This is a genomic window from Streptomyces sp. NPDC059524, from assembly GCF_042749255.1.
GTDB lineage: Bacteria > Actinomycetota > Actinomycetes > Streptomycetales > Streptomycetaceae > Streptomyces > Streptomyces xanthii.
The window spans coordinates 17,678-41,062 of record NZ_JBHYTK010000027.1; the positions used below are offsets into that span (position 1 = coordinate 17,678).

General features: G+C 72.6%; 21 protein-coding genes. 17 read left to right on the forward strand and 4 right to left on the reverse strand.

All coding sequences use genetic code 11. From position 1 onward, the window contains the following. The first annotated feature begins 102 nt into the window (after positions 1-102). From ACFW9D_RS10825 to ACFW9D_RS10855, 7 genes are all read left to right on the forward strand, one after another. On the forward strand, positions 103-480 hold the full coding sequence (locus ACFW9D_RS10825; protein ID WP_384620200.1) for a hypothetical protein: 378 nt from the start codon (positions 103-105) through the stop codon (positions 478-480). Positions 481-556: 76 nt separating this feature from the next. Continuing rightward, positions 557-1,303 (forward strand): DsbA family protein, encoded by a 747-nt coding sequence (locus ACFW9D_RS10830; protein WP_384620203.1) that lies wholly within the window; start codon positions 557-559, stop codon positions 1,301-1,303. Beyond that, positions 1,300-2,199 carry a cytochrome c biogenesis CcdA family protein gene (locus tag ACFW9D_RS10835; RefSeq protein WP_384620206.1) on the forward strand — a complete coding sequence of 300 codons (900 nt, stop codon included), beginning with the start codon at positions 1,300-1,302 and terminating at the stop codon, positions 2,197-2,199. Before ACFW9D_RS10830 ends, ACFW9D_RS10835 begins: the two co-directional genes overlap by 4 nt. Before the next feature lie 43 nt (positions 2,200-2,242). Then, positions 2,243-3,025 (forward strand): DUF4142 domain-containing protein, encoded by a 783-nt coding sequence (locus ACFW9D_RS10840; protein ID WP_188335694.1) that lies wholly within the window; start codon positions 2,243-2,245, stop codon positions 3,023-3,025. A 356-nt stretch (positions 3,026-3,381) separates the two neighbouring features. Beyond that, the gene (locus ACFW9D_RS10845; RefSeq protein WP_188335693.1) at positions 3,382-3,555 is read left to right on the forward strand and encodes a hypothetical protein; all 174 of its coding nucleotides are present in this window, start codon (positions 3,382-3,384) and stop codon (positions 3,553-3,555) included. A gap of 209 nt (positions 3,556-3,764) precedes the next feature. Continuing rightward, positions 3,765-5,657 (forward strand): family 20 glycosylhydrolase, encoded by a 1,893-nt coding sequence (locus ACFW9D_RS10850; protein WP_384620211.1) that lies wholly within the window; start codon positions 3,765-3,767, stop codon positions 5,655-5,657. 35 nt (positions 5,658-5,692) lie between these two features. After that, positions 5,693-7,258: an alpha-L-fucosidase gene (locus ACFW9D_RS10855; RefSeq protein WP_384620213.1), complete on the forward strand. Its 1,566-nt coding sequence runs from the start codon at positions 5,693-5,695 to the stop codon at positions 7,256-7,258. Between the two features lie 68 nt (positions 7,259-7,326). Here ACFW9D_RS10855 and ACFW9D_RS10860 read toward each other — a convergent pair whose 3' ends face one another. Together ACFW9D_RS10860 and ACFW9D_RS10865 are read right to left on the reverse strand one after the other, a co-directional pair. Then, positions 7,327-8,973 (reverse strand): amidohydrolase, encoded by a 1,647-nt coding sequence (locus ACFW9D_RS10860; RefSeq protein ID WP_384620216.1) that lies wholly within the window; start codon positions 8,971-8,973, stop codon positions 7,327-7,329. Between the two features lie 29 nt (positions 8,974-9,002). After that, positions 9,003-10,487, reverse strand: a complete 1,485-nt coding sequence (locus tag ACFW9D_RS10865; RefSeq protein WP_384620219.1) for an APC family permease — start codon at positions 10,485-10,487, stop codon at positions 9,003-9,005. 140 nt (positions 10,488-10,627) lie between these two features. Here ACFW9D_RS10865 and ACFW9D_RS10870 point away from each other — a divergent pair, with 140 nt between their 5' ends. Next, a complete protein-coding gene (locus tag ACFW9D_RS10870; RefSeq protein ID WP_188335688.1) occupies positions 10,628-11,320 on the forward strand; it encodes a TetR/AcrR family transcriptional regulator in 693 nt (230 codons plus the stop codon). 229 nt (positions 11,321-11,549) lie between these two features. Here ACFW9D_RS10870 and ACFW9D_RS10875 read toward each other — a convergent pair whose 3' ends face one another. After that, positions 11,550-12,254, reverse strand: coding sequence for a FadR/GntR family transcriptional regulator (locus tag ACFW9D_RS10875; protein WP_188341181.1), 705 nt, complete (start codon positions 12,252-12,254; stop codon positions 11,550-11,552). A gap of 231 nt (positions 12,255-12,485) precedes the next feature. Here ACFW9D_RS10875 and ACFW9D_RS10880 point away from each other — a divergent pair, with 231 nt between their 5' ends. The 8 genes from ACFW9D_RS10880 to ACFW9D_RS10915 all read left to right on the forward strand — a co-directional run bounded on the left by ACFW9D_RS10880 (position 12,486) and on the right by ACFW9D_RS10915 (position 20,663). Continuing rightward, on the forward strand, positions 12,486-13,586 hold the full coding sequence (locus tag ACFW9D_RS10880; RefSeq protein ID WP_384620222.1) for a sugar ABC transporter substrate-binding protein: 1,101 nt from the start codon (positions 12,486-12,488) through the stop codon (positions 13,584-13,586). 8 nt (positions 13,587-13,594) lie between these two features. Next, the gene (locus tag ACFW9D_RS10885) at positions 13,595-15,103 is read left to right on the forward strand and encodes a sugar ABC transporter ATP-binding protein (protein WP_384620284.1); all 1,509 of its coding nucleotides are present in this window, start codon (positions 13,595-13,597) and stop codon (positions 15,101-15,103) included. Positions 15,104-15,264: 161 nt separating this feature from the next. Further along, positions 15,265-16,308: an ABC transporter permease gene (locus ACFW9D_RS10890; protein WP_384620224.1), complete on the forward strand. Its 1,044-nt coding sequence runs from the start codon at positions 15,265-15,267 to the stop codon at positions 16,306-16,308. Between the two features lie 27 nt (positions 16,309-16,335). Continuing rightward, positions 16,336-17,694: an L-fuconate dehydratase gene (locus ACFW9D_RS10895; RefSeq protein ID WP_384620227.1), complete on the forward strand. Its 1,359-nt coding sequence runs from the start codon at positions 16,336-16,338 to the stop codon at positions 17,692-17,694. Continuing rightward, the gene (locus tag ACFW9D_RS10900) at positions 17,691-18,461 is read left to right on the forward strand and encodes an SDR family NAD(P)-dependent oxidoreductase (protein WP_384620230.1); all 771 of its coding nucleotides are present in this window, start codon (positions 17,691-17,693) and stop codon (positions 18,459-18,461) included. The genes ACFW9D_RS10895 and ACFW9D_RS10900 overlap by 4 nt, the downstream gene beginning before the upstream one ends. An 11-nt stretch (positions 18,462-18,472) precedes the next feature. Continuing rightward, entirely contained in the window at positions 18,473-19,480 is a 1,008-nt protein-coding gene (locus tag ACFW9D_RS10905; RefSeq protein ID WP_384620233.1) for an aldo/keto reductase, read from the forward strand. Beyond that, on the forward strand, positions 19,477-19,791 hold the full coding sequence (locus tag ACFW9D_RS10910; protein ID WP_384620235.1) for an L-rhamnose mutarotase: 315 nt from the start codon (positions 19,477-19,479) through the stop codon (positions 19,789-19,791). The genes ACFW9D_RS10905 and ACFW9D_RS10910 overlap by 4 nt, the downstream gene beginning before the upstream one ends. Next, entirely contained in the window at positions 19,788-20,663 is an 876-nt protein-coding gene (locus tag ACFW9D_RS10915) for an amidohydrolase family protein (protein WP_384620238.1), read from the forward strand. The genes ACFW9D_RS10910 and ACFW9D_RS10915 overlap by 4 nt, the downstream gene beginning before the upstream one ends. On the opposite strand, the gene ACFW9D_RS10920 is transcribed toward ACFW9D_RS10915, so the two are convergent. Then, positions 20,624-22,030 (reverse strand): lipase maturation factor family protein, encoded by a 1,407-nt coding sequence (locus tag ACFW9D_RS10920; RefSeq protein ID WP_384620241.1) that lies wholly within the window; start codon positions 22,028-22,030, stop codon positions 20,624-20,626. The two genes, ACFW9D_RS10915 and ACFW9D_RS10920, sit on opposite strands and share 40 nt — an antisense overlap. 112 nt (positions 22,031-22,142) lie before the next feature. Between ACFW9D_RS10920 and ACFW9D_RS10925 the strand changes: the two genes are divergently transcribed. Beyond that, positions 22,143-23,267 carry a DUF6777 domain-containing protein gene (locus ACFW9D_RS10925; RefSeq protein WP_384620243.1) on the forward strand — a complete coding sequence of 375 codons (1,125 nt, stop codon included), beginning with the start codon at positions 22,143-22,145 and terminating at the stop codon, positions 23,265-23,267. The last annotated feature ends 118 nt before the right edge of the window (positions 23,268-23,385 follow it).

Sequence of the window (23,385 nt, forward strand, 5' to 3'; positions counted from 1 at the left end):
CGAAGGTCTTCCGGTGGTCGACCCCAGCCGACCATGGACACCTGACGGACCGGTCAACGGGACGTTAACGGTCCGTCCCCCGCGTGGGGCACAATGGCCCGCATGCCCCGCACCGTCCCCCGCACCCGCGTGCTGTGGGGCGTCGTGCTCATCGGCCTGCTCCTGTCCGTCCTCGGCGCGCAGCACTGCGCCCGGTCCTTCGCCTCGGCCGCGCCCGGCGCCGCCGAGATCAGCGCGAGCCGGCAGGCGGCGCCGGCCGTCCCGGGCTGCGACCCGCAGCGGCAGCACGCCCCCGACGACCGGCAGGGCCTGCCGCACCGCGGCACCGCCGCGCACGAACTCCTCGCGCCGCTCGCGCACGAGCACGGCCGGGGCGCCGCCGCGCTGCTCGACGCGCTCGCACCCCGCACCCCCGCCGGCCGCGCCCCGCCCCCGGCCGACGCGCCGTCACCCGTCGAACTGTCCGTCCTGCGCGTGTAGCCGACGCCCCGGGCCGCTTCCGCCTGCCCGGAACCCGTCGCACCGTCACCTCCTCCTCACGCAAGGACCTTTCGGCATGCCCGAGAAGAAGAAGACCGCCCGCCCCCTCGTCATCGGCGCCGGCGTCGCCGTGGCCGCCGCCCTGCTCGGCCTCGTCTCCTACACCGCCACCAAGCCCGAGCCGCGTGACGCCGCAAGCACCGGCAGCGCCGCGACCGTCGAGCAGGGGCCCGCCGACGAGACCACCCAGGCCCTCGTGAAGCTCGCCCGCCGCGAGGCGAAGGACCCGCTCGCGCAGGGCCGCGCCGACGCGCCCGTCGTCCTCATCGAGTACGCCGACTTCCGGTGCGGCTACTGCGGGAAGTTCGCCCGCGACACCGAGCCCGGCCTCGTGAAGAAGTACGTCGAGGACGGCACCCTGCGCATCGAGTGGCGCAACTTCCCCATCTTCGGCGCCGAGTCCGAGACCGCGGCGCGCGCCGCCTGGGCCGCCGGACAGCAGGGCCGCTTCTGGCAGTTCCACGCGGCCGCCTACGCCGAGGGCGCCAAGGAGAAGGGCTTCGGCGCGGACCGCCTCGACGCGCTCGCCCGGGAGGCCGGGGTGAAGGACCTCGACCGGTTCCGCCGCGACCTCGACGGCGAACAGGCCCACGCGGCCGTCAAGAAGGACCAGGACGAGGCGTACAGCCTGGGCGCCACCTCCACGCCCTCCTTCCTGATCAACGGTCAGCCCATCGCGGGCGCCCAGTCCGACGCGGTCTTCGAGCAGGCCGTCGAGACCGCGAAGGCGCAGGAGGAGAAGAAGGCGCGGGACGCCCAGTGAGCGACATCGGCTACCTCGCGGCGTTCCTCGGCGGTCTGCTCGCCCTGCTCAGCCCGTGCAGCGCGCTGCTGCTCCCCGCGTTCTTCGCCTACTCGATCGACAGCCCCACCCGGCTCGTCGCCCGCACCGGCGTCTTCTACCTCGGCCTCGCCACGACCCTGGTCCCGCTCGGCGCCGCCGGCTCGTACGCCGGCCGCTTCTTCTACGGGCACCGGGACCTGCTCGTCACGGTCGGCGGCTGGACCGTCATCGTGCTCGGGGTGCTCCAGATCGCGGGGCGCGGATTCACCTCCCGGCGGCTCACCGAGCTCTCCGGGCGCATCCGCCCCACCACCGCCCTGTCCGTCTACGCGCTCGGCGCCGTCTACGGGCTCGCCGGATTCTGCGCGGGCCCCATCCTCGGCAGCGTCCTGACCGTCGCCGCGCTCGGCGGGCATCCCGTGTACGGCGGCGTCCTGCTCGCGGTCTACGCCCTCGGGATGGCCGTGCCGCTGTTCCTGCTCGCGCTGCTGTGGGAGCGGTTCGACCTGGGGCGGCGCCGGTTCCTGCGCGGCCGTGCCGTGCGCCTCGGCCGCTTCGAGACCCACTCGACCTCGCTCGTCTCGGGCCTCTTCTTCCTCGCCCTCGGCACCCTGTTCCTGGTGTTCGACGGGACGACGGCGCTGCCCGGACTCCTGGACGTGGACGACTCGTTCGCCGTCGAGCAGTGGGCCCGGTCGGCCGGCGGACACGTCCCGGACGCGGCGCTGCTCGTCGCGGCCGTCGCCGTGGTGGGCGTAGTGCTCGTGGTCCGGGCCTGGCGCGGCCGTACACCCACCGTGAGCGAGGGGGACGAACACCGCGAGGAAGTGAACACGGCGGACCCGGCGGCCGTATCTTCCCGTACCACCACGTAGCTCGCCGCACGGGCGAGCCGACGCCGGTCACCGGGAGGCCCGCTTGCGTCGCGTCAACGGCACCGCTCTGATCATCGCCGCTCTCCTCGCCACCGTCGCCGCCCTGGCGTTCCCGATCTGGTCGTACGCCGACCGGTCGGGGACGGGGCAGGCGAACCTGGACGCCGGCACGGTGGCCACCCGGTGGGGGCCGCTGTCCGCGACGGACCGGGACTTCATCGTGAAGGTCCGGCTCGCCGGGCTCTGGGAGATCCCCGCGGGACAGCAGGCCATGGAGCGGGCGCCGACGCGGGCCGTGCGCGAGGCGGGGGACCACCTCGTCGTCGGGCACACCGATCTCGACCAGCGGGTGCGGTCGGTCGCGTCCCGGCTCGGCGTGGAACTGCCGAGCCAGCCGAACGCGCAGCAGCAGGGCTGGCTGGCTCAGCTGAGCGCCGCGCGCGGCAAGGACTATGAGCGGAAGTTCGCCAATCTGCTGCGCGACTCCCACGGCAAGGTGTTCGCCCTCATCGCCCAGGTCCGCCACACGACCCGCAACACGCTCGTGCGGGAGCTCGCCACGGACGCCAACCAGACCGTGCTCGACCACATCACCATGCTGGAGAACACCGGTGACGTGGACTTCGACGCCCTCGCGAACGAGGCGGCGGGCACCGCGACGGCCAGCCCGACCGGCCCGCCGCCGCCGGACGGCCGGACCCCGCGGGACCCGGCTCCGGCCGCCGGACCCACCGGTTCCCCGGAGGCCACCTCACGGCCCTCGGCCCAGCCGACGGACGAGCCGGGCCGCGTCATCGACACCGACCGCCCCGCCCCCACCTCCTGAAACGCCCAAGTCGGGCTGTGGCGGAAAGAACAGGAAAAAGCAGTCGCGCCTGAACGGTCCGCCATGGCTGAATGAACTCACGTAAACCTCTCAGGTACGTAAAATCTTCAGCCCCGGTGAGCGGACCCGCGCTCATATGGTTAGGCTGTAGCCGGACGGTCACCGCAAGTGGGTCCCACCCGACCCAGGGGCCGTCCAGGGAAAGACCGATCACCACAGGTCGATTCCACCAGCGACACCGGCGCCACCGCGCCCGAACTGGCCTTCCACTCAAGCCCGATCGGGTGTCCAGTGCCCCGCGTGAAGCTGGGCCGGTCATGCCGGTGAGGGTTACCCCGACACACAAGGAGTGCGCGGTGACACCAGAGAAGACGACGCGAGAGCAACGCCCGAAGGATCGAGCGGACCGGGCCGGCCGACGGCCGGAGCGCCTCGGCAGCCTCGAGGTCTGGGCCCGGTCGGCCCCGATCCGACTCGCGGGCTACGAGGAGGATCTCGCCGAGCCGCACATCCTGCCCAGCGTCGACTGAGTCCGACGCCACGGCTCGAGAGAAGTGGATCGCCCGCCCGCGCCTTCCTGACCGGAGGCGCGGGCCGACGTGTGTCCGGGGCCGTACAGCCCGCGGGACGAGACGTGCGGAACATCCGATGTGTCCCGGGCGGTCGCGACCGGATGTCCAAGTATTCGCCGGGGATGTCCATGGACCGATGATCCTGGGTGCGGGAATCCTCGGATCTCATGTTGACCGAGTCGCGTACGAAACCGCCCGCAGGGCGCCGCAGACCGCGCATCGTCGGCGCCGCCCTGGCCCTCCTCGTCGCGGCGCTCCCCGTCACCGCCGCCCACGCCGCCCCCGGTGCCGAGGCCGCCGCCCCGCAGACCCTGCCGGCCCTGACCGACTGGACGGCGGGACAGGGCACCTACACCTTCGGCGACCGGACCAGGCTCGTCGCCGACGACACCGCGTCCCGCCGCGTCGCCCGCACCCTCGCCGGCGACCTGCGCGCGGCCGGCCACGGCACCGTGCCCGTCACCGACGGCCCCGCCAGGACCGGTGACATCGTCGTCGACGTCGCCCCCGGCCGGGAGCCGCTCGGCACGGAGGGCTACGAGCTGCGGGCCGGGCAGCGCCTGGAGATCACCGGCGCCGCCGAGACCGGAGCGTTCTACGGCACCCGCACCCTGCTCCAGCTCCTCGCCCGGGGCGACACGATCCCGGCCGGACGGACCGTCGACGTGCCCCGCTACCCGGAGCGCGGCGTCGGCGTCTGCGCCTGCTACGTGCACATCTCCACCGACTGGCTGGAGAACCTCGTCCGCGACATGGCGTACCGCAAGCTCAACCAGCTGCTCCTCGAGATCAAGGTCAAGAGCGACCGGCACCCCGAGGCGAACACCTGGGGCTACTACACCAAGGGCGAGATCCGCCGGCTCGTCGCGCTCGGCGAGAAGTACCACGTCACGATCGTCCCCGAGATCAACTCACCCGGGCACATGGACCCGTGGATCGAGAACCGCCCCGACCTCCAGCTCGTCGACACCGACGGCAAGGCCCAGCCCTCCCGCCTCGACGTCACCAAGCCCGAGGCGTTCGCCTACTACAAGAGCCTCGTCGACGAGTACGCCGACGTCTTCCCGGCCCGCTGGTGGCACATGGGCGCCGACGAGTACATGCTCGGCTCCGACTTCGCCAAGTACCCGCACGTCCTGGAGTACGCGCGCGAGAAGTACGGCCCGGACGCCACGCCCCAGGACGCGTTCATCGACTTCGTCAACCGCGTCGAGGCCTACGCGCGGAGCAAGGGCAAGGCGCTGCGCATCTGGAACGACGGCCTGACCGGCGCCAACACCGTGCCGGTCGCCCCCGGCACCACCGTCGAACACTGGCTGAACGTCAAGGTCAGGCCCAGCACCCTCATCGCGCAGGGCCACCCGGTGATGAACGCCGCCTACTCGCTCTACCTCGTGCGCGGCGGCTTCCACACGAACACCCGCAAGCTCTACGACGAGCAGTGGGACCCGCGCAGCTTCGAGGGCGAGAAGCTGACCTCCAGCAAGGGCATCACCGGAGCCAAGATCAGCCTCTGGCCCGACAACGGTCGCGGCGAGACCGAGAACGAGGTCGCGCGGGCCACTGCCCCTGCCCTCGCCCACATCGCCCAGGTCACGTGGGGCGCCGCCCACCCCGACGCCGACTACGGCGCTTTCACCGCCCGCGCCGCGGCGGTCGGCACCGCGCCCGGCCTGCGCGACCTGACCCGCGTCCCCGTCGCCGACGGCACGTACACCCTCGCCGACCGCGCCGGACGCACCCCCGCCCGCACGGTCCGCGTCGCCCGCACCCCCGACGGCTACGCCACGCTCACCGACACCGCCTCCGGCACCTGCCTGGAGACCCGCAGCGGCAAGCTCACCCTCAACGTGCCGCTGCAGCCCGGCTCCGCCGCCACCTGGGAGACCTGCGACCCCGAGAACACCCTCCAGCGCTGGCAGCTCACCCGTGCGCCGGGCGGCCTCACCCTCACCAACGCCATCACCCGCATGACGCTCGACGCCGGCCCCGACGGCGGGCTCGCGCAGTACCCGCCCGACCAGGAGACCCCGACGACCTGGACCCTCACCCAGAACTGAGCGGAACCAGGCCGCGACGAAAGGGACCCACCCGCATGGCACTCAGCAGACGGCACCTCCTGTTCGCCGCGACGGCCACCGCCGCCGTCGCCACCACCGGCCTGCCCGCGTCCGCCGCCTCCGCGGCGACCGCGCGCGGCGCCGCCGAACCCCGCTTCCGGATCCCCGTGAGCCCCGACGACACCCTTGACGAACTCGTCGCCAAGGCGTCCCAGGTCCGGCCCACTCCCCGCCAGATCGCCTGGCAGGGCCTGGAGAAGACCGCGTTCCTGCACTTCGGCGTCAACACCTTCACCGGCCTCGAATGGGGCATCGGAGACGAGGACCCGGAGATCTTCCAGCCCACCGGGCTCGACACCGACCAGTGGGCCCGCGCCCTCGCCGACGGCGGCTTCAAGCTCGCCATCCTCACCGTCAAGCACCACGACGGCTTCGTCCTCTACCCGTCCCGGTACACCGGCCACAGCGTCCGCTCCAGCAGCTGGCGCGGCGGCAAGGGCGACGTCCTGCGCGACTTCGCCGCCTCCATGCGCCGCCACGGCATCAAGGTCGGCGTCTACGTCTCGCCCGCCGACGAGAACCAGTACCTCGACGGCGTCTACGCCAACGGCAGCGCCCGCTCCACCCGCACGATCCCCGAACTCGTCGACGGCGACGACCGCGCCGGGCGCGACCTGACCACGTACGAGCTCGACGCCACGGACTACGGCGCCCACATGCTCAACCAGCTCTACGAGGTGCTCACCGAGTACGGGCCCGTCGACGAGGTCTGGTTCGACGGGTCGCAGGGCCGGATCCCGCCGGACAAGGTCGAGAAGTACGACTGGGACAGCTGGTACGCGCTGATCCGCGCACTCGCCCCGGACGCCTCGATCGCCGTGTCCGGGCCCGACGTCCGCTGGGTCGGCAACGAGGGCGGACTGGCCCGCGAGAACGAGTGGAGCGTCATCCCGGTCAAGGACTCCGGCAACGGCAAGTACGACTACGCGCTGCCCTACGACGCGCCGGACGACGGCAGCCGCGACGCGCTCCTGGAGGCCCGCTCCAAGGCCGCCTACCTCCAGTGGTGGCCCGCCGAGTGCGACGTGTCGATCCGGCCCGGCTGGTTCTACCACTCCGACCAGCAGCCCAAGTCGGTCGCGCAGCTCACCGACATCTGGTTCCGCTCGGTGGGTCGCGGTGCCGTGCTGCTGCTCAACGTGCCGCCGGACACGAACGGCCTGCTCCCGGCCGCCGACGTGACCCGGCTGAGGGAGTTCCGCGAGCGCACCGACCGCGAGCTGCCGGGCGACCTCGCGCGGGACGCGAAGGTCACCGTCGACGACGCGGGCACCCGCACCGTCGACCTCGGCCGCCCGGTGGCCGTGGACCGGATCCGGCTCGCGGAGGACATCCGGCACGGCCAGCAGGTCGAGAGCTTCGTCGTCGAGGCCGAGGGTGACGGCGGCTGGACCGCCGTCACCGGCGCGGGCACCGTCGGCGCCGCCCGCATCCTCGCCCTCGGCACACCGGTGACGGCCCGCCGCTTCCGGCTGCGGATCACGCAGGCGCGGGCCGACGTCCACCTCGCACGGTTCGAACTGCACAAGTCGCAGGTGTGACCGCACGGGGGCCGGCCGGTGCCGCGCCCGGCCTCGGCCTTCGGCGTCGTCTTCGCTTCCGGCAGGACCTAGCCGAACACGCGCCGGCCCCCGACGTACGTCCCCTCCACCCGCGTCGAGGCGATCTCCTCGGCCGGGCCCGCGAACGGGTCCCGGTCCAGGACCACCAAGTCGGCCAGGTACCCGGGCGCGATCGTGCCCGTCTCGGCGTCGAGCCCGTTCACGTACGCGCTGCCCGCCGTGTACGCGGTGAGCGCGTCCTGGAGCGTCAGACGCTGCTCCGGCAGGAACACCGGGGTGCCCTCGGGCGCCTCCGGCACGATCCGGTTCACCGCCACGTGGATGCCCTCCAGCGGGTCCGGGCTGCTCACCGGCCAGTCGCTGCCCGCGGCGAGCGTCGCCCCCGCCCGCAGCAGATCGCCGAACGGGTACTGCCACCCGGCCCGCTCCGCACCCAGGAACGGGATCGTCAGCTCGTCCATCTGCGGCTCGTGCGCAGCCCACAGCGGCTGCATGTTCGCGGTCGCGCCGAGCGCCCGGAAACGGCCGATGTCGTCCGGGTGCACCACCTGCAGATGCGCCAGGTGCGGCCGGTGGTCCGTCCAGCCGTTGGCCGCGCGGGCCGCCTCCACGGCGTCGAGCGCCTCGCGCACCGCACGGTCGCCGAGCGCGTGGAAGTGCACCTGGAACCCGTGCGCGTCCAGCGCGGTCACGTACTTCTTGAGGTCCTCCGGCGGCACGAAGCTGATGCCGCTGTTGTCGCTCCGGCAGCCGCAGCTGTCCAGGTACGGGCCGAGCAGCGCCGCCGTGCCGTTCTCCGCGACGCCGTCCTGCATGATCTTCACGGTCGTGGAGCGCAGCCGGCCCCGGGTGCCCGCCGCGCGGCGGGCGATCAGCTCCTCGATCTGCTCGGTGCCCCGCGCCCGGTCCCACCACAGGGAACCGACCACGCGGGCGGTGAGGCGGCCGTCGTCCGCGCAGGCCAGGTACGCGTCCGTCGGGTCGGTGAGGTTGGCGTGCGAGCCCAGCAGCGCGTCCTGCCAGGCCGTGACGCCGAGCGAGTGCAGCAGCTCCTGCGCGCGCAGCAGCCCGGCGATCCGCTCCTCGCGGGTGACCTCCGGCAGCAGCCGGCCGACCAGGTTCGCCGCGCCCTCCTGGAGCATGCCGGTCGGCTCGCCGTCCGCGTCCCGCTCGATCCGCCCGTCGGCCGGGTCGGGCGTGTGCCGGTCGATGCCGGCCAGACGCAGCGCCGCCGAGTTGACCCAGGCGCCGTGGTGGTCGCGGTTGACGAGGTACGCGGGCCGGTCGGGCACCAGGGAGTCCAGTTCGGCGGCCGTCGGCAGACCACCGGGGAAGGCCTCCATGGACCAGCCGCCGCCGGTGATCCACGCGTCGTCCGGGTGCGCGGAGGCGTACGCCGCGATCAGCTCCCGGTACTCCGGCAGGGCCTCCGCGTGGCTCAGGTCGCACTGGCCCATCTCGATGCCGCCGCCCACGGGATGGATGTGCGCGTCCTGGAAGCCGGGGATCAGCAGCTTCCCGTCCAGGTCGACGACCTCGGTGCGCGGGCCGATCAGCTCCCGCACCTCGTCATGTCCTACGGCGACGATCCGCTCGCCGCGCACGGCCACACCGCGGGCCCGCGAGCGGGCGGGGGAACCGGTGTGGACGGGACCGCCGGTGAAGACGAGATCGGCGGGTGCGGTGCCGGTCATGGGGCAACTCCTTGTACGGGGTGAGGTGTTCAGCGGACGTTCTCGGGCGCGGTCAGTTCGACCGCGTCGGCGTCGGTGCCGCGCCCGGTGACGAAGTAGGGGGAGCGGCGCCGGTACTTGGCGAAGGCCGCCATCGCGAGCCCCGAGGCGATGATCGCAGCGGGGATCGACAGCATGAACCAGCCGTTGTCCGGGGTGAGTTCGAAGTGGTCGCTCATCGTCGCGTAGTCCCGGCCCAGGTAGATGCCGATGGCGAGCAGCGCGATGCCGCTCAGGCCCGGCGCCACCACGGCGCGCAGCGCCTCGCCCCGGTTCGTGCGCAGCAGTCCGCGGAAGCGGACGGCGCAGGCCAGCGCGGTGAGGCCGTAGTAGAGGGCGACGACGAGGCCGATCGAGTTCACGGCCGCGAGGATCATCTCGTTGAGCTTGGGGATCGCGAGGGCGAGCAGGGCGATGGCCGCCGAGATCGAGGTGACGAGGACGGTGCCGAGGGCGGGGGAGCCGTACTTCGGGCTGATCTTCGTCCAGACCTGGCCCATCGTGCGGTCCCGGCCCATCGCGAGCATGCCGCGCGCGGTCGGGATCACGCTGGACTGGAGCGAGGCCACCGCGGAGAAGAGCAGCGCCATGAGCGGCAGGCTCGCCAGCGGCTCGTCGGCGAGCTTCGCCCCGAGGTACGTGAGCGCCTGCGGGCCCTGCTCGACCAGCTCGGACAGCGACATCTCGCGCTGGAAGGCCACGGACCCGTACAGGAACAGGGCGAGCATCGTGAACAGGGCGATGAAGCCGCCGCGGCCCGCGTCGCGGACGTCCTTGGTCTCCTCGGTGACGCTGAACGCGGCGTCCCAGCCCCAGAAGAAGAACACGGCGAGCACCAGGCCCTGCGCGAACCCGGTGCCGCTGTGGATCGCGAACGGGTTCAGCCACGACCAGGAGAAGTCGTGCGAGCCGGTCACCAGGGACCAGCCGCAGAAGCCGAGGAGGACCGCGTACTCGAAGACGAGCAGCCAGGTCTGCAGCCGGGTCGCCTTGCGGACCCCGGTGACCGCGGTGACGGTGACGGCGGCGAGGATCACCAGGCCGACGACGGTCGACAGGGCGGTCGAGTTCGGGTCGAGACCGAGGCCGAGCAGCGAGTGCAGGCCGGCCTTGTTCGCGAACTGGAGGAACACCGAGCCGGTCACCGCGGTCGTGTACGCCATGAAGATCAGGGTGCCGAGCAGGGTCACCCAGCCGGTCAGGAAGCCCAGCCAGGGACCCAGGGAGCGGCCGACCCAGACGTAGCCGCTGCCCATGTTCTGTTCGTGCCGGTTCAGCCGGGCGTACGCCGTCGCGATGCCGAGGATCGGCACGAACGCGACGAGCAGGATCGCCGGGGCCTGGAGCCCCACCGTCATCGCGAGCGAGCCCATGCCGATGCCGATGCTGGTGGTCGCGGCGGTGCTGGAGGCGGCGACGGCGATGCCGTCGACCACGCCGAGGGAACGACGCAGACCTGGTGGTTCACTTCTCATGGACGCACTCCTGAAGAGGCCAGAGGGTGTGAGCTGTGGGGAGTGGCTGCGATCAAACAGGCCTTGTCAGCATTGCGTCAATGGTGTTGACATAAGGGGAGCGCGCGGTGACCGGGCGGTGGCGGAGGAGGGCGTACCGGATGGCGGACGGACGGGTTCCGGAAGAGCGGAAGCGGCGCAGGCCCACGAAGACGGGGCTGCTGCTGTCGGAGGACGTGATCGTGGACTGCGCGCTGCGCCTGGTCGGGCAGCACGGCCCCGACGCGCTCAGCGTGCGCCGGCTCGGCGCGGCCCTCGGCTGCGACCCCAGCGCCCTGTACCGCTACTTCCACAACACCGACGACCTGCTGCTCGCCGTCGCCGACCGGATCATCGGCGGCGCGATGGAGGGCTTCGAGCCGGACACGATGGACTGGCGCGCGGGGCTGCGCGAGATGGGGATGCGGATCCACCGCGGATACCGGGCGCACCCGCGGGTCGCGGCGCTCGCCGCGTTCCGCGTGACCCGGCGGGCCCACGAGTTCCGGGCCGTCGACACGGGGATCGGGCTGCTGCTGCGGGCGGGGTTCGCGCCGGCGGAGGCCGTGCGGTGGTACTCCGTGTTCGTCGACACGGTGCTGGGGCACGCGGCGCTCGACGCGGCGTACATGGCGCTGCCGGACGAGCGGCGGGGGGCGGACGATCTGGCCTGGGGGGCCGTCTACGCGGAGCTGCCCGAGGGGGAGCATCCGCACATCGCGGCGGTTCGGCCGCATCTGTCATTGATGGCGGGGAGCTCGTTCGAGGGGGCGCTGGATCTCCTGATCGGAGCGCTGAGCGCTGCCGCGCCGTAGCGGGCGGTTCGGTCTCGTCGCCGGGTGCGGGCCGGTGGGGGCTGGTCGCGCAGTTCCCCGCGCCCCTGAAATGCAGACCCTTCGGGTCGCATTTCCCCGATCAAGGTGCGGGGTGCCTTTTGCCGGGGGAAGGCGCGGCGAAGCCGCAGCCTTCCAGGGGCGCGGGGAACTGCGCGAGAAGCCCCACGCACCCGCACCCGGCGATGAAACCGGCGGAGTTACGGCGCGCTCAGTCCCGCGGCAACTGCAACCGCAGCCACGCCTCGACCTCGCCCACATGCGCCGCCGCCGCGGCCCGCGCGGACTCCGGGTCGTGCGCCGCCAGCGCCGCGTGGATCCGCGCGTGCTCCCGCCGGGTCCGCTCGAACGCGCCCTCCTCCTGGTACCCCCGCCACACCCGCGCCCGGAACGTCCGCGACGACAGCCCCTCCAGGATCGCCGCCATCGTCTCGTTCCCGGCGGCGGCCACGATCGCCCGGTGGAAGGCGAGGTCGTGGGAGAGGATCTCCTCCGGGTCGTCCGTGGCGTCCATCGCCGCCAAGTGCTCCTCCACCTCGGCGAGTTGGGCCCGGCTGATCCGCGCGGCGGCGAGCGCCGTCGCCGTCGACTCCAGGATGCGGCGCACTTCGAGGAGCTCCACGAGCTGCGGCCCGCGCGACAGATCGGCGACGACCCCGAAGGTCTCCAGCAGGTCGCCGGCCTCCAACTGCGTGACGTAGATACCGGATCCGTGCCGGGCCTCCAGGACGCCGAGGACGGTCAGCGCCCGGATCGCCTCCCGCATCGAGGAGCGGGAGATGCCGAGCTGCGCGGCCAGGTCCCTTTCCGTCGGCAGCCGTTGCCCCGGTTCGAGGCTGCCGCTGCCGATCATCGCCTTGAGCTGCTCGATCGCGCGCTCCGTGACGGTGCCCCTCCGGGGCGCGGTCTGCTCCACGATGACGTCCTCCCGCTGCTGGATGCGGCGCAGTCTAACCAGCAAGGTGGTCCGACCACTACCGGGATGGTCGGACCTATCTGAGGTCTCGGAGGCGTAAAACCCGAGAAAACTTGGTTCCGCGGGGTGTTGGTCGGGCGAAGTGGTCTGATAAATATTCCGGCGCGGCCACAGTCGGGACGGGCAGTACTCGGTCGCACCCCATGACTTCCGGAGCCGAGGAGCGGTCCGATGACTGGCACCACGAAGCGCACGTACGGTTCGAAGGGCGGGGCGGTCGCACGGCGGCGGACCCTGCGCGCGGCGGCCCTCCTCGGTGCCGCCGCCCTCGCCCTGAGCGCCTGCGGCAGCACCAAGGACGACGCGGCCGGCGCCGGAGGTGGCGGCGCGGGCGACGGCAAGGGCAAGGTCGGCGTCATCCTGCCTCTGCTGACCTCGCCGTTCTGGCAGTCGTACAACGACTACGTGCCGAAGACGGCGAAGTCCGAAGGTGTCGACGCGCTGAAGACCGTCAACTCCAACAGCGACCCCTCGCAGCAGATCACCGACATCAACAACCAGCTCAACCAGGGCGTCAAGGGCCTCGTCGTGGCTCCGCTCGACAGCGCCGCCATCGCCGCCGGCCTCGACCAGGCCGAACGCAAGGGCGTGCCCGTCGTCGCCGTCGACGTCGCGCCCGAGAAGGGCAAGGTCGCCATGGTCGTGCGCGCCAACAACGTCGCGTACGGCGAGAAGGCCTGCGAGTTCCTCGGCGGCCAGGTGAAGTCGGGCAAGGTCGTGCAGATCATGGGAGACCTGGCCTCGGTCAACGGCCGCGAGCGCTCCGAGGCGTTCCGCGACTGCGTGAAGGAGAAGTTCCCCAAGCTGAAGGTCCTGGAGATCCCCGCCAAGTGGGAGTCGGACGCGGCGGCCTCCAAGCTCGACACCCTCCTCAACGCCAACCCCGACATCAAGGGCATCTACATGCAGGCGGGCGGCGTCTACCTCGCCCCCACCCTCCAGACCCTCAAGTCCAAGGGCATGCTCAAGAAGGCCGGCGAGAAGGGCCACATCGCGATCGTCTCGAACGACGGCATCCCGCAGGAGTTCGACGCGATCCGCAAGGGCCAGATCGACGCGACGGTCTCCCAGCCCGCCGACGCCTACGCCAAGTACGGCATGTACTACATCAAGGCGGCGATGCAGGGGAAGACGTTCAAGCCCGGCCCGACCGACCACGACTCGGAGATCGTCCAACTGCCCAGCGGCATCCTCGAGGACCAGCTGCCCGCGCCGCTGGTCACCAAGGACAACGTCGACGACCCGAAGCTGTGGGGAAACACGGTCAAGTGAGCGCCGACGTGAGCACCCCGCTGGTCGAGGCGCGGGGCATCGCCAAACGGTACGGGCCCACGGTCGCCCTCGCCGACGGCCGCCTCACCGTGCGCGCGGGCGAGTCCCACGCGCTCGTCGGCCGCAACGGCGCGGGCAAGTCCACCCTCGTCACCGTCCTGACGGGCCTTCAGGAACCGGACGCGGGCACCCTGTTGTTCGACGGGGAGCCCGCGCCGCCCCTCGGTGACCGCGAGGCCTGGCGCGCCAAGGTGGCCTGCGTCTACCAGAAGCCCACCGTCGTCCCCGAACTCACCGTCGCCGAGAACCTGTTCATCAACCGGCAGCCCGAGGCCCGCCGCGGCTTCTTCAGCTGGAAGAAGCTGCACACCGAGGCCACCCGGCTGCTCGACACCTGGGACATCCACGTCGACCCCGGCGCCCGCACCGCCGACCTCAAGGTCGAGGACCGCCAGATGGTCGAGATCGCCCGCGCCCTCAGCGGCGGCGCCCGCTTCATCGTCCTCGACGAGCCGACCGCCCAGCTCGACAACCGCGAGATCGAGCGCCTCTTCGCCCGCATGCGGGCCCTGCAGGACTCCGGCGTCACCTTCCTCTTCATCTCGCACCACCTCCAGGAGGTCTACGAGGTCTGCCAGACCGTCACCGTGCTGCGCGACGCCCGCTGGATCACCACCGCGCCCGTCGCCGAACTCCCGCGCCCGGCACTGGTCGAGGCGATGGCGGGAGAGGCGATCGCCGAGCAGGCGGCCGCCGCGGCGGAGGCCGTCGTCGAGCAGGACGGCGTCGACGCGCCGGTCGTCCTCGACGTGCGCGGCCTGACCTCGGACACGTACCGGGACGTCGACCTCACCGTGCGGCGCGGCGAGGTCGTCGGACTCGCCGGATCCAGCGGCAGCGGCAAGATCGCCCTCGCCGAGTCGCTGGCCGGACTGCACACCCCGGCCTCCGGCACGGCCCGGATCGACGGCGCGCCGCTGCCCTTCGGGGACGTGTCGGCCGCCCTCGCCGCCGGCGTCGGCTGCGTGCCCCGCGACCGCCACGACCAGGGCCTCGTCACCGGGATGTCCATCGGCGACAACGCCACGATGTCCGTCCTCGGGCGGCTCGGCCGGTACGGGTTCGTGGGAACGGACCGCAAGCGCTCCGTCGCCCGTGACCTCATCGAACGCCTCGACATCCACGCCGAGGGACCCGAACAGCCCGTCTCCGACCTCTCCGGCGGCAACGCCCAGAAGGTCGTCATGGCCCGCGCCCTCGCCGCCGACCCGCACCTCCTCGTCCTCATCAATCCCACGGCCGGCGTCGACGTGAAGTCCAAGGAGTCGCTGCTGCGCCGCGTCGACCACGCCCGCGACGACGGCACCGCCGTCCTGGTCGTCTCCGACGAACTCGACGACCTCCGCCGCTGCGACCGCGTCCTGGTCCTCTTCCACGGCCAGGTCACGGCGGAACACCGGGCCGGCTGGACCGACCAGTCCCTGATCGCCTCGATCGAGGGCGTCGACGATGAGTGAGCTTGCGAACGGCCGTCCCCTGGGGCGCACGGAGTGCGCCTTCAGGGGCGCGGGGCTGTATCGATCAGCGACTCCGTCGCGGGGCGCGACCAGCCACGACGTACCCGCACCCGCCAACCAACCCTTCACCCCTACGGCGCATACGCGCCCTGGAGCCCACCATGGCTGACACACAGGCCCCGTCGGCCTCACCCCAGACGACAACGAAGACCCCGCCCCGCCCGAAAACCGGCACAGCCAAAGGCGTCGTACTCCGCCGGGCCCGGGAACTCGCCCTCGTACCCGCCCTGCTCCTGCTCCTCGTCCTGGGCGCGATCCTCAACGACTCCTTCCTCACCGAACGCAACCTGATCTCGATCCTGGGCGCCTCCGCGGCCCTCGCGATGGTCGTGCTCGCCGAGTCCCTCGTCCTGATCACCGGCAAGTTCGACCTCTCCCTCGAATCGGTCGTCGGCATCGCCCCGGCCGTGGGCGCCCTCCTCGTGCTCCCCGTGGCCCAGTCCGGCTTCGGAACGGAGTTCCCCGCCGCGCTCGCCCTGCTCTCGATCCTCGTCGTCGGTGCGGCCATCGGCGCCTTCAACGGCGTCCTCGTCGTCAAGCTGAAGCTCAACGCGTTCATCGTGACGCTCGCGATGCTGATCATCCTGCGCGGCCTGCTCGTCGGCGCCACCAAGGGCAAGACGCTGTTCGGCATGCCGGACGCGTTCTTCTCCCTCGCCACGACCACGTTCCTGCGCATCCCCCTGTCCGTGTGGCTCGCCGCGATCGCCTTCGGCGTGGCCGGCGTGATCCTCAAGTACCACCGCGTGGGCCGCGCCCTGTACGCCATCGGCGGCAACGCCGACGCCGCCCGTGCCGCGGGCATCCGCGTCGAGCGGGTCATGCTCGGCGTGTTCGTCGTGGCCGGCGTCCTCGCCTCCGTCGGCGGCATCATGCAGACCGGCTACGTCGGCGCGATCAGCGCCAACCAGGGCAACAACATGATCTTCACGGTGTTCGCCGCGGCGGTCATCGGCGGCATCAGCCTCGACGGCGGCAAGGGCACCATGTTCGGCGCGCTCACCGGCGTCCTCCTGCTCGGCGTCGTCCAGAACCTGCTCACCCTCGCCCAGGTCCCGTCCTTCTGGATCCAGGCCATCTACGGCGGAATCATCCTGCTCGCCCTCATGATCGCCCGGGTCACCACCGGCCGCGCCCAGGACTGATCACCGCCCCCGCCCGAAAGGCAGCCCGTGACCCCGACCACCCCGCGCGTCACCGCGGTCGACACGTACGACATCCGCTTCCCCACCTCACGGGAACTGGACGGATCCGACGCGATGAACCCCGACCCCGACTACTCCGCCGCCTACGTCGTGCTCCGCACCGATGCCGCCGACGGGCACGAGGGACACGGCTTCACCTTCACCATCGGCCGCGGCAACGACGTCCAGGTCGCCGCGATCCGCGCCCTGCGCCACCATGTGATCGGCCGCCCGCTCGACGAGCTGTGCGCCGACCCCGGCACCCTCAACCGCGACCTGATCGGCGACAGCCAGCTGCGCTGGCTCGGCCCCGAGAAGGGCGTGATGCACATGGCGGTCGGCGCCGTCGTCAACGCGGTCTGGGACCTCGCGGCCAAGCGCGCCGCCAAACCCCTGTGGCGGCTGCTCGCCGACGCCGAACCCGAATGGCTCGTCTCCCAGGTCGACTTCCGCTACATCGCCGACGCCCTCACCCCGCAGGAGGCCCTCGACCTGCTGCGGGCCGGACGACAAGGCTCCGCCGCGCGCACCGACACGCTCCTCGAACGCGGCTACCCCGGCTACACCACCTCGCCCGGCTGGCTCGGCTACTCCGACGAGAAGCTCACCCGGCTCGCCCGGCAGGCCGTCGCCGACGGGTTCACCCAGATCAAACTGAAGGTCGGCGCCGACCTCGACGACGACATCCGCCGCTGCCGCACCGCGCGCGCCGTCATCGGCCCCGGCATCCGCATGGCCGTCGACGCCAACCAGCGCTGGAACGTCGACGAGGCCGTCGAATGGACCCGCGCCCTCGCCGAGTTCGACCCGTACTGGGTCGAGGAGCCCACCAGCCCCGACGACGTCCTCGGGCACGCCGCGATCCGCCGCGCCGTCGGCCCCGTCAAGGTCGCCACCGGCGAACACGTGCAGAACCGCATCGTCTTCAAGCAGCTCCTCCAGGCCGGCGCCATCGACGTCCTCCAGATCGACGCGGCCCGTGTCGGCGGCGTCAACGAGAACCTCGCGATCCTGCTGCTCGCCGCCAAGTTCGGCGTCCCCGTCTGCCCGCACGCCGGCGGAGTGGGACTGTGCGAACTCGTCCAGCACCTCTCGATGTTCGACTACGTCGCCCTGTCGGGAACGACGAAGGACCGTGTCATCGAGTACGTCGACCATCTCCACGACCACTTCCTCGACCCGGTCGTCATGCGCCGCGGCCACTACGCCGCCCCCACCGCACCCGGCTTCTCCGCCACCATGCGCCCCGCGTCCATCGCCGAATTCACCTACCCCGACGGTGAGTTCTGGGTGAAGGACCGCGCCGGGCAGCCCGCCACCCACCAGCCGAACGGAGCCGCAGCATGAGCGACAGCAGCGTCCAGGACTTCGCCGGACTCAAGGCCCTCGTCACCGGCGGCGCCTCCGGACTCGGCCGCGCCACCGCCGAACTCCTCGCCGCGCGCGGCGCCGACGTCGCCGTACTCGACCTCGACACCTCCACCGTCGACAAGCCGCTGCGCGCCCACACCGCCGACGTCACCGACGACGCCTCCGTCCGCGCCGCCGTGAGCGCCGCCGTCGAGGCACTCGGCGGACTCGACGTCCTCGTCAACAACGCGGGCATCGGCGCCCAGGGCACCGTCGCCGACAACGACGACGCCGAATGGCACCGCGTCCTCGACGTCAACGTCGTCGGCATGGTCCGCGTCACCCGCGCCGCCCTCCCCGCCCTGCGCGCCTCCCGCCACGCCGCGATCGTCAACACCTGCTCGATCGCCGCCACCGCCGGACTCCCTCAGCGCGCCCTCTACTCCGCGTCCAAGGGCGCCGTGCAGTCCCTCACCCTCGCCATGGCCGCCGACCACGTCCGAGAGGGAATCCGCGTCAACTGCGTCAACCCCGGCACCGCCGACACCCCCTGGATCGGCCGCCTCCTCGACAAGGCCGACGACCCGGCCGCCGAACGCGCCGCCCTCGAAGCCCGCCAGCCCACCGGCCGGCTCGTCTCCGCCGACGAGGTCGCCGGCGCCGTCGCCTACCTCGCCAGCCCGCTCTCCGGCGCCACCACCGGCACCTCCCTCGCCGTCGACGGCGGCATGCAGGGCCTGCGGCTGCGCCCCGCCGGACAGTGACGGAGACCGCGATGCGCACCCGCACCCTCGGCCGCACCCGCGTCCCCGTCACCGCCTTCGGCTTCGGCGCCGCCGGCATCGGCAACCTCTACACCCCGGTCGGCGACGACGCCGCCCGCGCCGCCGTCGACGCCGCCTGGGACGCGGGCGTCCGCGCCTACGACACCGCCCCGCACTACGGCATCGGCCTGTCCGAACGCCGCCTCGGCGCCGCCCTGCGGGCCCGGCCCCGAGCCTCCTACACCCTGTCCACCAAGGTCGGCCGCCTCCTCACCCCGTACGAAGGCGGCGGCGACGACCTCGACCACGGATTCGCCGTGCCCGCCACCCACCGCCGCGTCTGGGACTTCAGCGCCGCCGGGGTCCGACGCTCCCTGGAGGACAGCCTCGAACGGCTCGGCCTCGACCGCGTCGACGTCGTGTACCTGCACGACCCCGACGACCACGCCGAACAGGCCTTCACCGAGGCCTACCCGGAACTGGAACGGCTGCGCGCCGAGGGCGTCGTCGGGGCCATCGGCGCCGGCATGAACCAGGCGGAGATGCTCGCGCGGTTCGTCCGTGACACCGACCTCGACGTCGTCCTGTGCGCCGGCCGCTACAGCCTCCTCGACCAGCGCGCCCTCACCGGCCTCCTGCCCGCGGCCGCCGAACGCGGCGTCTCCGTCGTCGTCGGCGGCGTCTTCAACTCGGGCCTGCTCGCCGACCCGAAGCCGGGCGCCACCTTCGACTACGCCGCCGCCGAGCCCGGCACCCTCGACCGGGCCCTGCGCCTCAAGGCGCTCGCCGAGCGGCACGGCACCACCCTGCGCGCCGCCGCCCTCGCCTTCCCGTTCGGCCACCCGGCCGTCGCCGGCGTCCTCGTCGGCACGCGCTCCGCCGCCGAAGTCACCGACACCGCCGCCCAGTTCGAGGCCCGGGTGCCGGACGCCTTCTGGCAGGAGGCCCGGGAGGCGAGACTGATCGGCGCGGACATCCCCGTACCCCGAGCAAGCCCCGAACAGGAGCAGCCCGCGTGAGAGTCGCCCTGCACACCAAGGTCCGCGCCGACCGCGTCGAGGAGTACGAGCGGGCCCACCGCGAGGTCCCCGCCGAACTCACCGCCGCCATCCGCGCGGCCGGCGCCACCCGGTGGACGATCTGGCGCAGCGGCACCGACCTCTTCCACGTCCTGGAGTGCGAGGACTACGGGCGCCTGCTCGCCGAACTGGACCGGCTCCCCGTGAACATCGCCTGGCAGGCCCGCATGGCCGAACTCCTCGACGTCGTCCACGACTACTCGGCCGACGGCGCCGACGCCGGACTCCCCGTCGTCTGGGAGCTGCCGTGAGCGCGGCCGACGACCCCGGGATCATCGACGCCCACCACCACGTGTGGGACCTCGCCGTTCGCGACCAGGACTGGATCACCGGTCCCGAACTCGCCTCGATCCGGCGGGACTTCACCATGGCCGACCTGGCTCCGGAGGCGCGCGCGGCCGGGGTCGGGGCCACGGTCCTCGTACAGACCGTGACCGTCGCCGAGGAGACGCCCGAGTTCCTCGCGCTCGCCGCACGCGATCCGCTCGTCGCCGCCGTCGTCGGCTGGACGGACCTGACGCGCCCGGACGTGAGCGACGCGCTCGCCCGCCTGCGCGAGCTGCCCGGCGGACCCCACCTCGCGGGCATCCGCCACCAGGTCCAGGGCGAGCCGGACCCCGCTTGGCTGCTCCGGGACGACGTGACCCGGGGCCTCGCCGCGCTCACCGCGGCCGGGCTCGTGTACGACCTCGTGGTGCTCCCGCACCAGCTGCCCGCTTGCGTCCGGGCCGCCGCCAGGCACCCCGAGCTCACCTTCGTCCTCGACCACGCGGGCAAACCGCCGGTCTCCACAGGCGAGTTCGAGCCCTGGGCCGCCGACCTGCGCGCGCTCGCCGCGCTGCCCAACACCGTCTGCAAACTCTCCGGCCTCGTCACCGAAGCCGACTGGGAACGCTGGACGGTCGCCGGCCTGCGCCCGTACGCGGACACCGTGCTGGACGCCTTCGGCCCCCGGCGCGTCATGTTCGGCTCCGACTGGCCCGTGTGCACGCTCGCCGCCTCGTACGGCCAAGTGGTCGAGGCGGCGCGGGAGTTGGTGGGCGGCTCGGACCCGGACGTGTTCGCCGGAACAGCGCGCCGCGTCTACCTCAGCCGGGTCGGCGGCAGGAACTCGCGCACGTAGGTCCGCTCCCACCACGCGCCCGTCTCCCGCAGCTCCCGCCACGTCGTGTACCGGTAACGGAAGACGCGGGCCCGGACGTACGCGGGCGGCGTGTCCGGGAACGGATTGTGGCGCAGCAGCCGCAGCGTGTCCCGGTCGTTGTCCAGGAGCCGCTCCACCAGCGGACCGAACCACGGGCGCGCGTACGCGGGGGAGAGCGCGGCGAACCACATCAGCCAGTCGAGCCGCAGATGGTACGGGGCGAACTGGCGGGGGAGCCGGCGCGGATCGCCGGGCTTGCCGTGGAACTCGTAGGCCCGCCACTCCGCGTCCGGGCGCGGCCCCGCGTCGGCCGTCCCCTCGATGACGATCTCGTCCCGGATCCGGCCCACGCTGCCGAACGCGCCGTAGGTGTTCACCAGGTGCAGCACGTCGTAGGAGCGGTTCATGCTCTGGTGGCGGGAGAGCAGATTGCGGGCCGGGCGCACGCTCAGGACGGCGACCAGCGCGGTGAGGGCGAACACGAGGATCTCGTACCAGAGCGGCGCGGCGGGCAGCGCGGGCGGGGAGCGCAGCGGGGAGAGGTCGAGGGCGGACGCGGCGATCACGATCGCCAGCCAGTTCAGCCAGGCGAAGTTCCCCGACAGCACCAGCCACACCTGCGTCACGATCATCACGGACGCGGCCACCGTGGCGACCGGCTGCGGGGTGAAGAGAAGGAACGGAACGGCCAGCTGCGTCACGTGGTTCGCCGCGACCTCCACGCGGTGCAGCGGGCGCGGCAGATGATGGAAGAACCAGCTCAGCGGGCCAGGCATCGGCTGCGTCTCGTGGTGGAAGTACAGACACGTCAGCTTCCGCCAGCACGCGTCCCCGCGCAGCTTGATCAGACCCGCGCCGAACTCCAGGCGGAACAGCAGCCAGCGCAGCAGGAACAGGACGAGGACCGGCGGCGCCACCTCGTCGTTGCCCAGGAACACCGCGAGGAACCCGGTCTCCAGGAGCAGCGACTCCCAGCCGAAGCCGTACCAGGTCTGCCCCACGTTCACGATCGACAGATACAGCGCCCAGGGCGCCAGCCACAGCGGCAGCGTCGCCCACAACGGCACGAACCGGTCCACGCCCGCGAGTAGCGCCGCCGACAGCGCGGCCCCGGCCCAGGCGCACCCCGCGAAGAAGCGGTCCGAATAGTGCAGCCGGAACAGCGTCGGCGCCGCCCGCCACGGCACCCGCTCCAGATACCGCGGTACGGGCGTCATCCCGCGCTCGCCGATCAGCGCCCGGAACTGCAGCGCGGCCCCGGCGAACGCGACGAGGTACACCGCCGCGAGACCCCGCTGGAACACCAGCCGGGCGAGCCAGTAGTCCGGGGCGACGAACCAGTCCACCCCTCCAGTGTGGGCCCCGCCGGGCGGCCCCGGCACGACTTGCGGGCCCGTACGGCCTGCGCCCGACTGGAGCGGAGAGATCAAGGACGCCGCCGTACAGCTGGGAGAACACGTGCGCGCACGGATCAGGACCAAGACGTACGTCACCGCGCTCGGAATATCCGCGGCGCTGCTGCTCGCCGGGTGCTCGTCCGGCGACGGGGCCGGGGACCAGACCGTCGGTGTCGCCGCCGGCGCCAAGGGCACGCTGCACCTGCAGCCGATCGCCGACGACGGCCCCGACCCCTTCACGGACTCCACCGCCACGTCGGACGCGACACCGCCACCCGTCACCCGAACGCCGCAACCGGCCCCGAGCGGCAGCGCCACCGGCAACCCCGAAGGCCTGAAGTCCTACTCCGGCTCCACCCCCGGCCTCTACGGCGGCACCCGCTCCGTCGGCAGCTGCGACGTCGAGAAGCAGGTCCGCTTCCTCACCTCCGACCAGGCCAAGGCGGGCGCCTTCGCCGAGGCGAGCGGCATCGACCGGGCCGACATCGCGAGCTTCCTGCGCGGCCTCACCCCCGTCGTGCTGCGCGTGGACACCCGCGTCACCAACCACGGCTACCGCGACGGCAGCGCCACCAGCTTCCAGTCCGTCCTCCAGGCCGGCACCGCCGTCCTCGTCGACCGGCACGGCCTGCCCCGGGTCCGCTGCGCCTGCGGCAACCCGATCGCCGCGCCCGTCGCCCTCAAGGGCACCCCGCGCCAGAAGGGCAAGGCCTGGGAGGGCTACCGGCCGACCGAGGTCATCGTGATCACCCCGGCGCCCCAGATCATCCAGAACATCACCATCATCAACATCGTCAACAACACCTGGATCCAGCGCCCGATCGGCGACGACGGCCACCACGACAAGCCGGTCCCGCCGCCCGGCCCCACCCCGACCTCACCGTCACCCAGCCCCAGCGACTCCGAGACCTCGCCGAGCCCCTCCGACTCGGAATCCGACTCCGCGTCCCCGAGCGACAGCCCGTCGAGCAGCGAGTGCCCGACCCCCACGGCGACGAGCACCCCCGTCAGCCCGTCCCCCTGGCCCTCCGGCTGCCCCACCCCGACCCTCGCCTCGGACTCCCCGTCCCCGGACACCTCCTCCGACAGCCCGGCCCCCGACACGGTCCCCGAATCCCCGGACCAGCCCGACGGCGCGGGCCTGATCCCGGACGCCTCCTCCCAGGACGAAGCGACCGCCGGCTGACCCGGGCGACGCGGGGCCCCGCCCCCCCCCCCCCCCCCGCCCCCGCCCCCCCCCCCCCGCGCCCCGCCGCCGCCCCCCCCCCCCCCCCCCGCCCCGCCATCGCCCCCCCGGGTGGGGT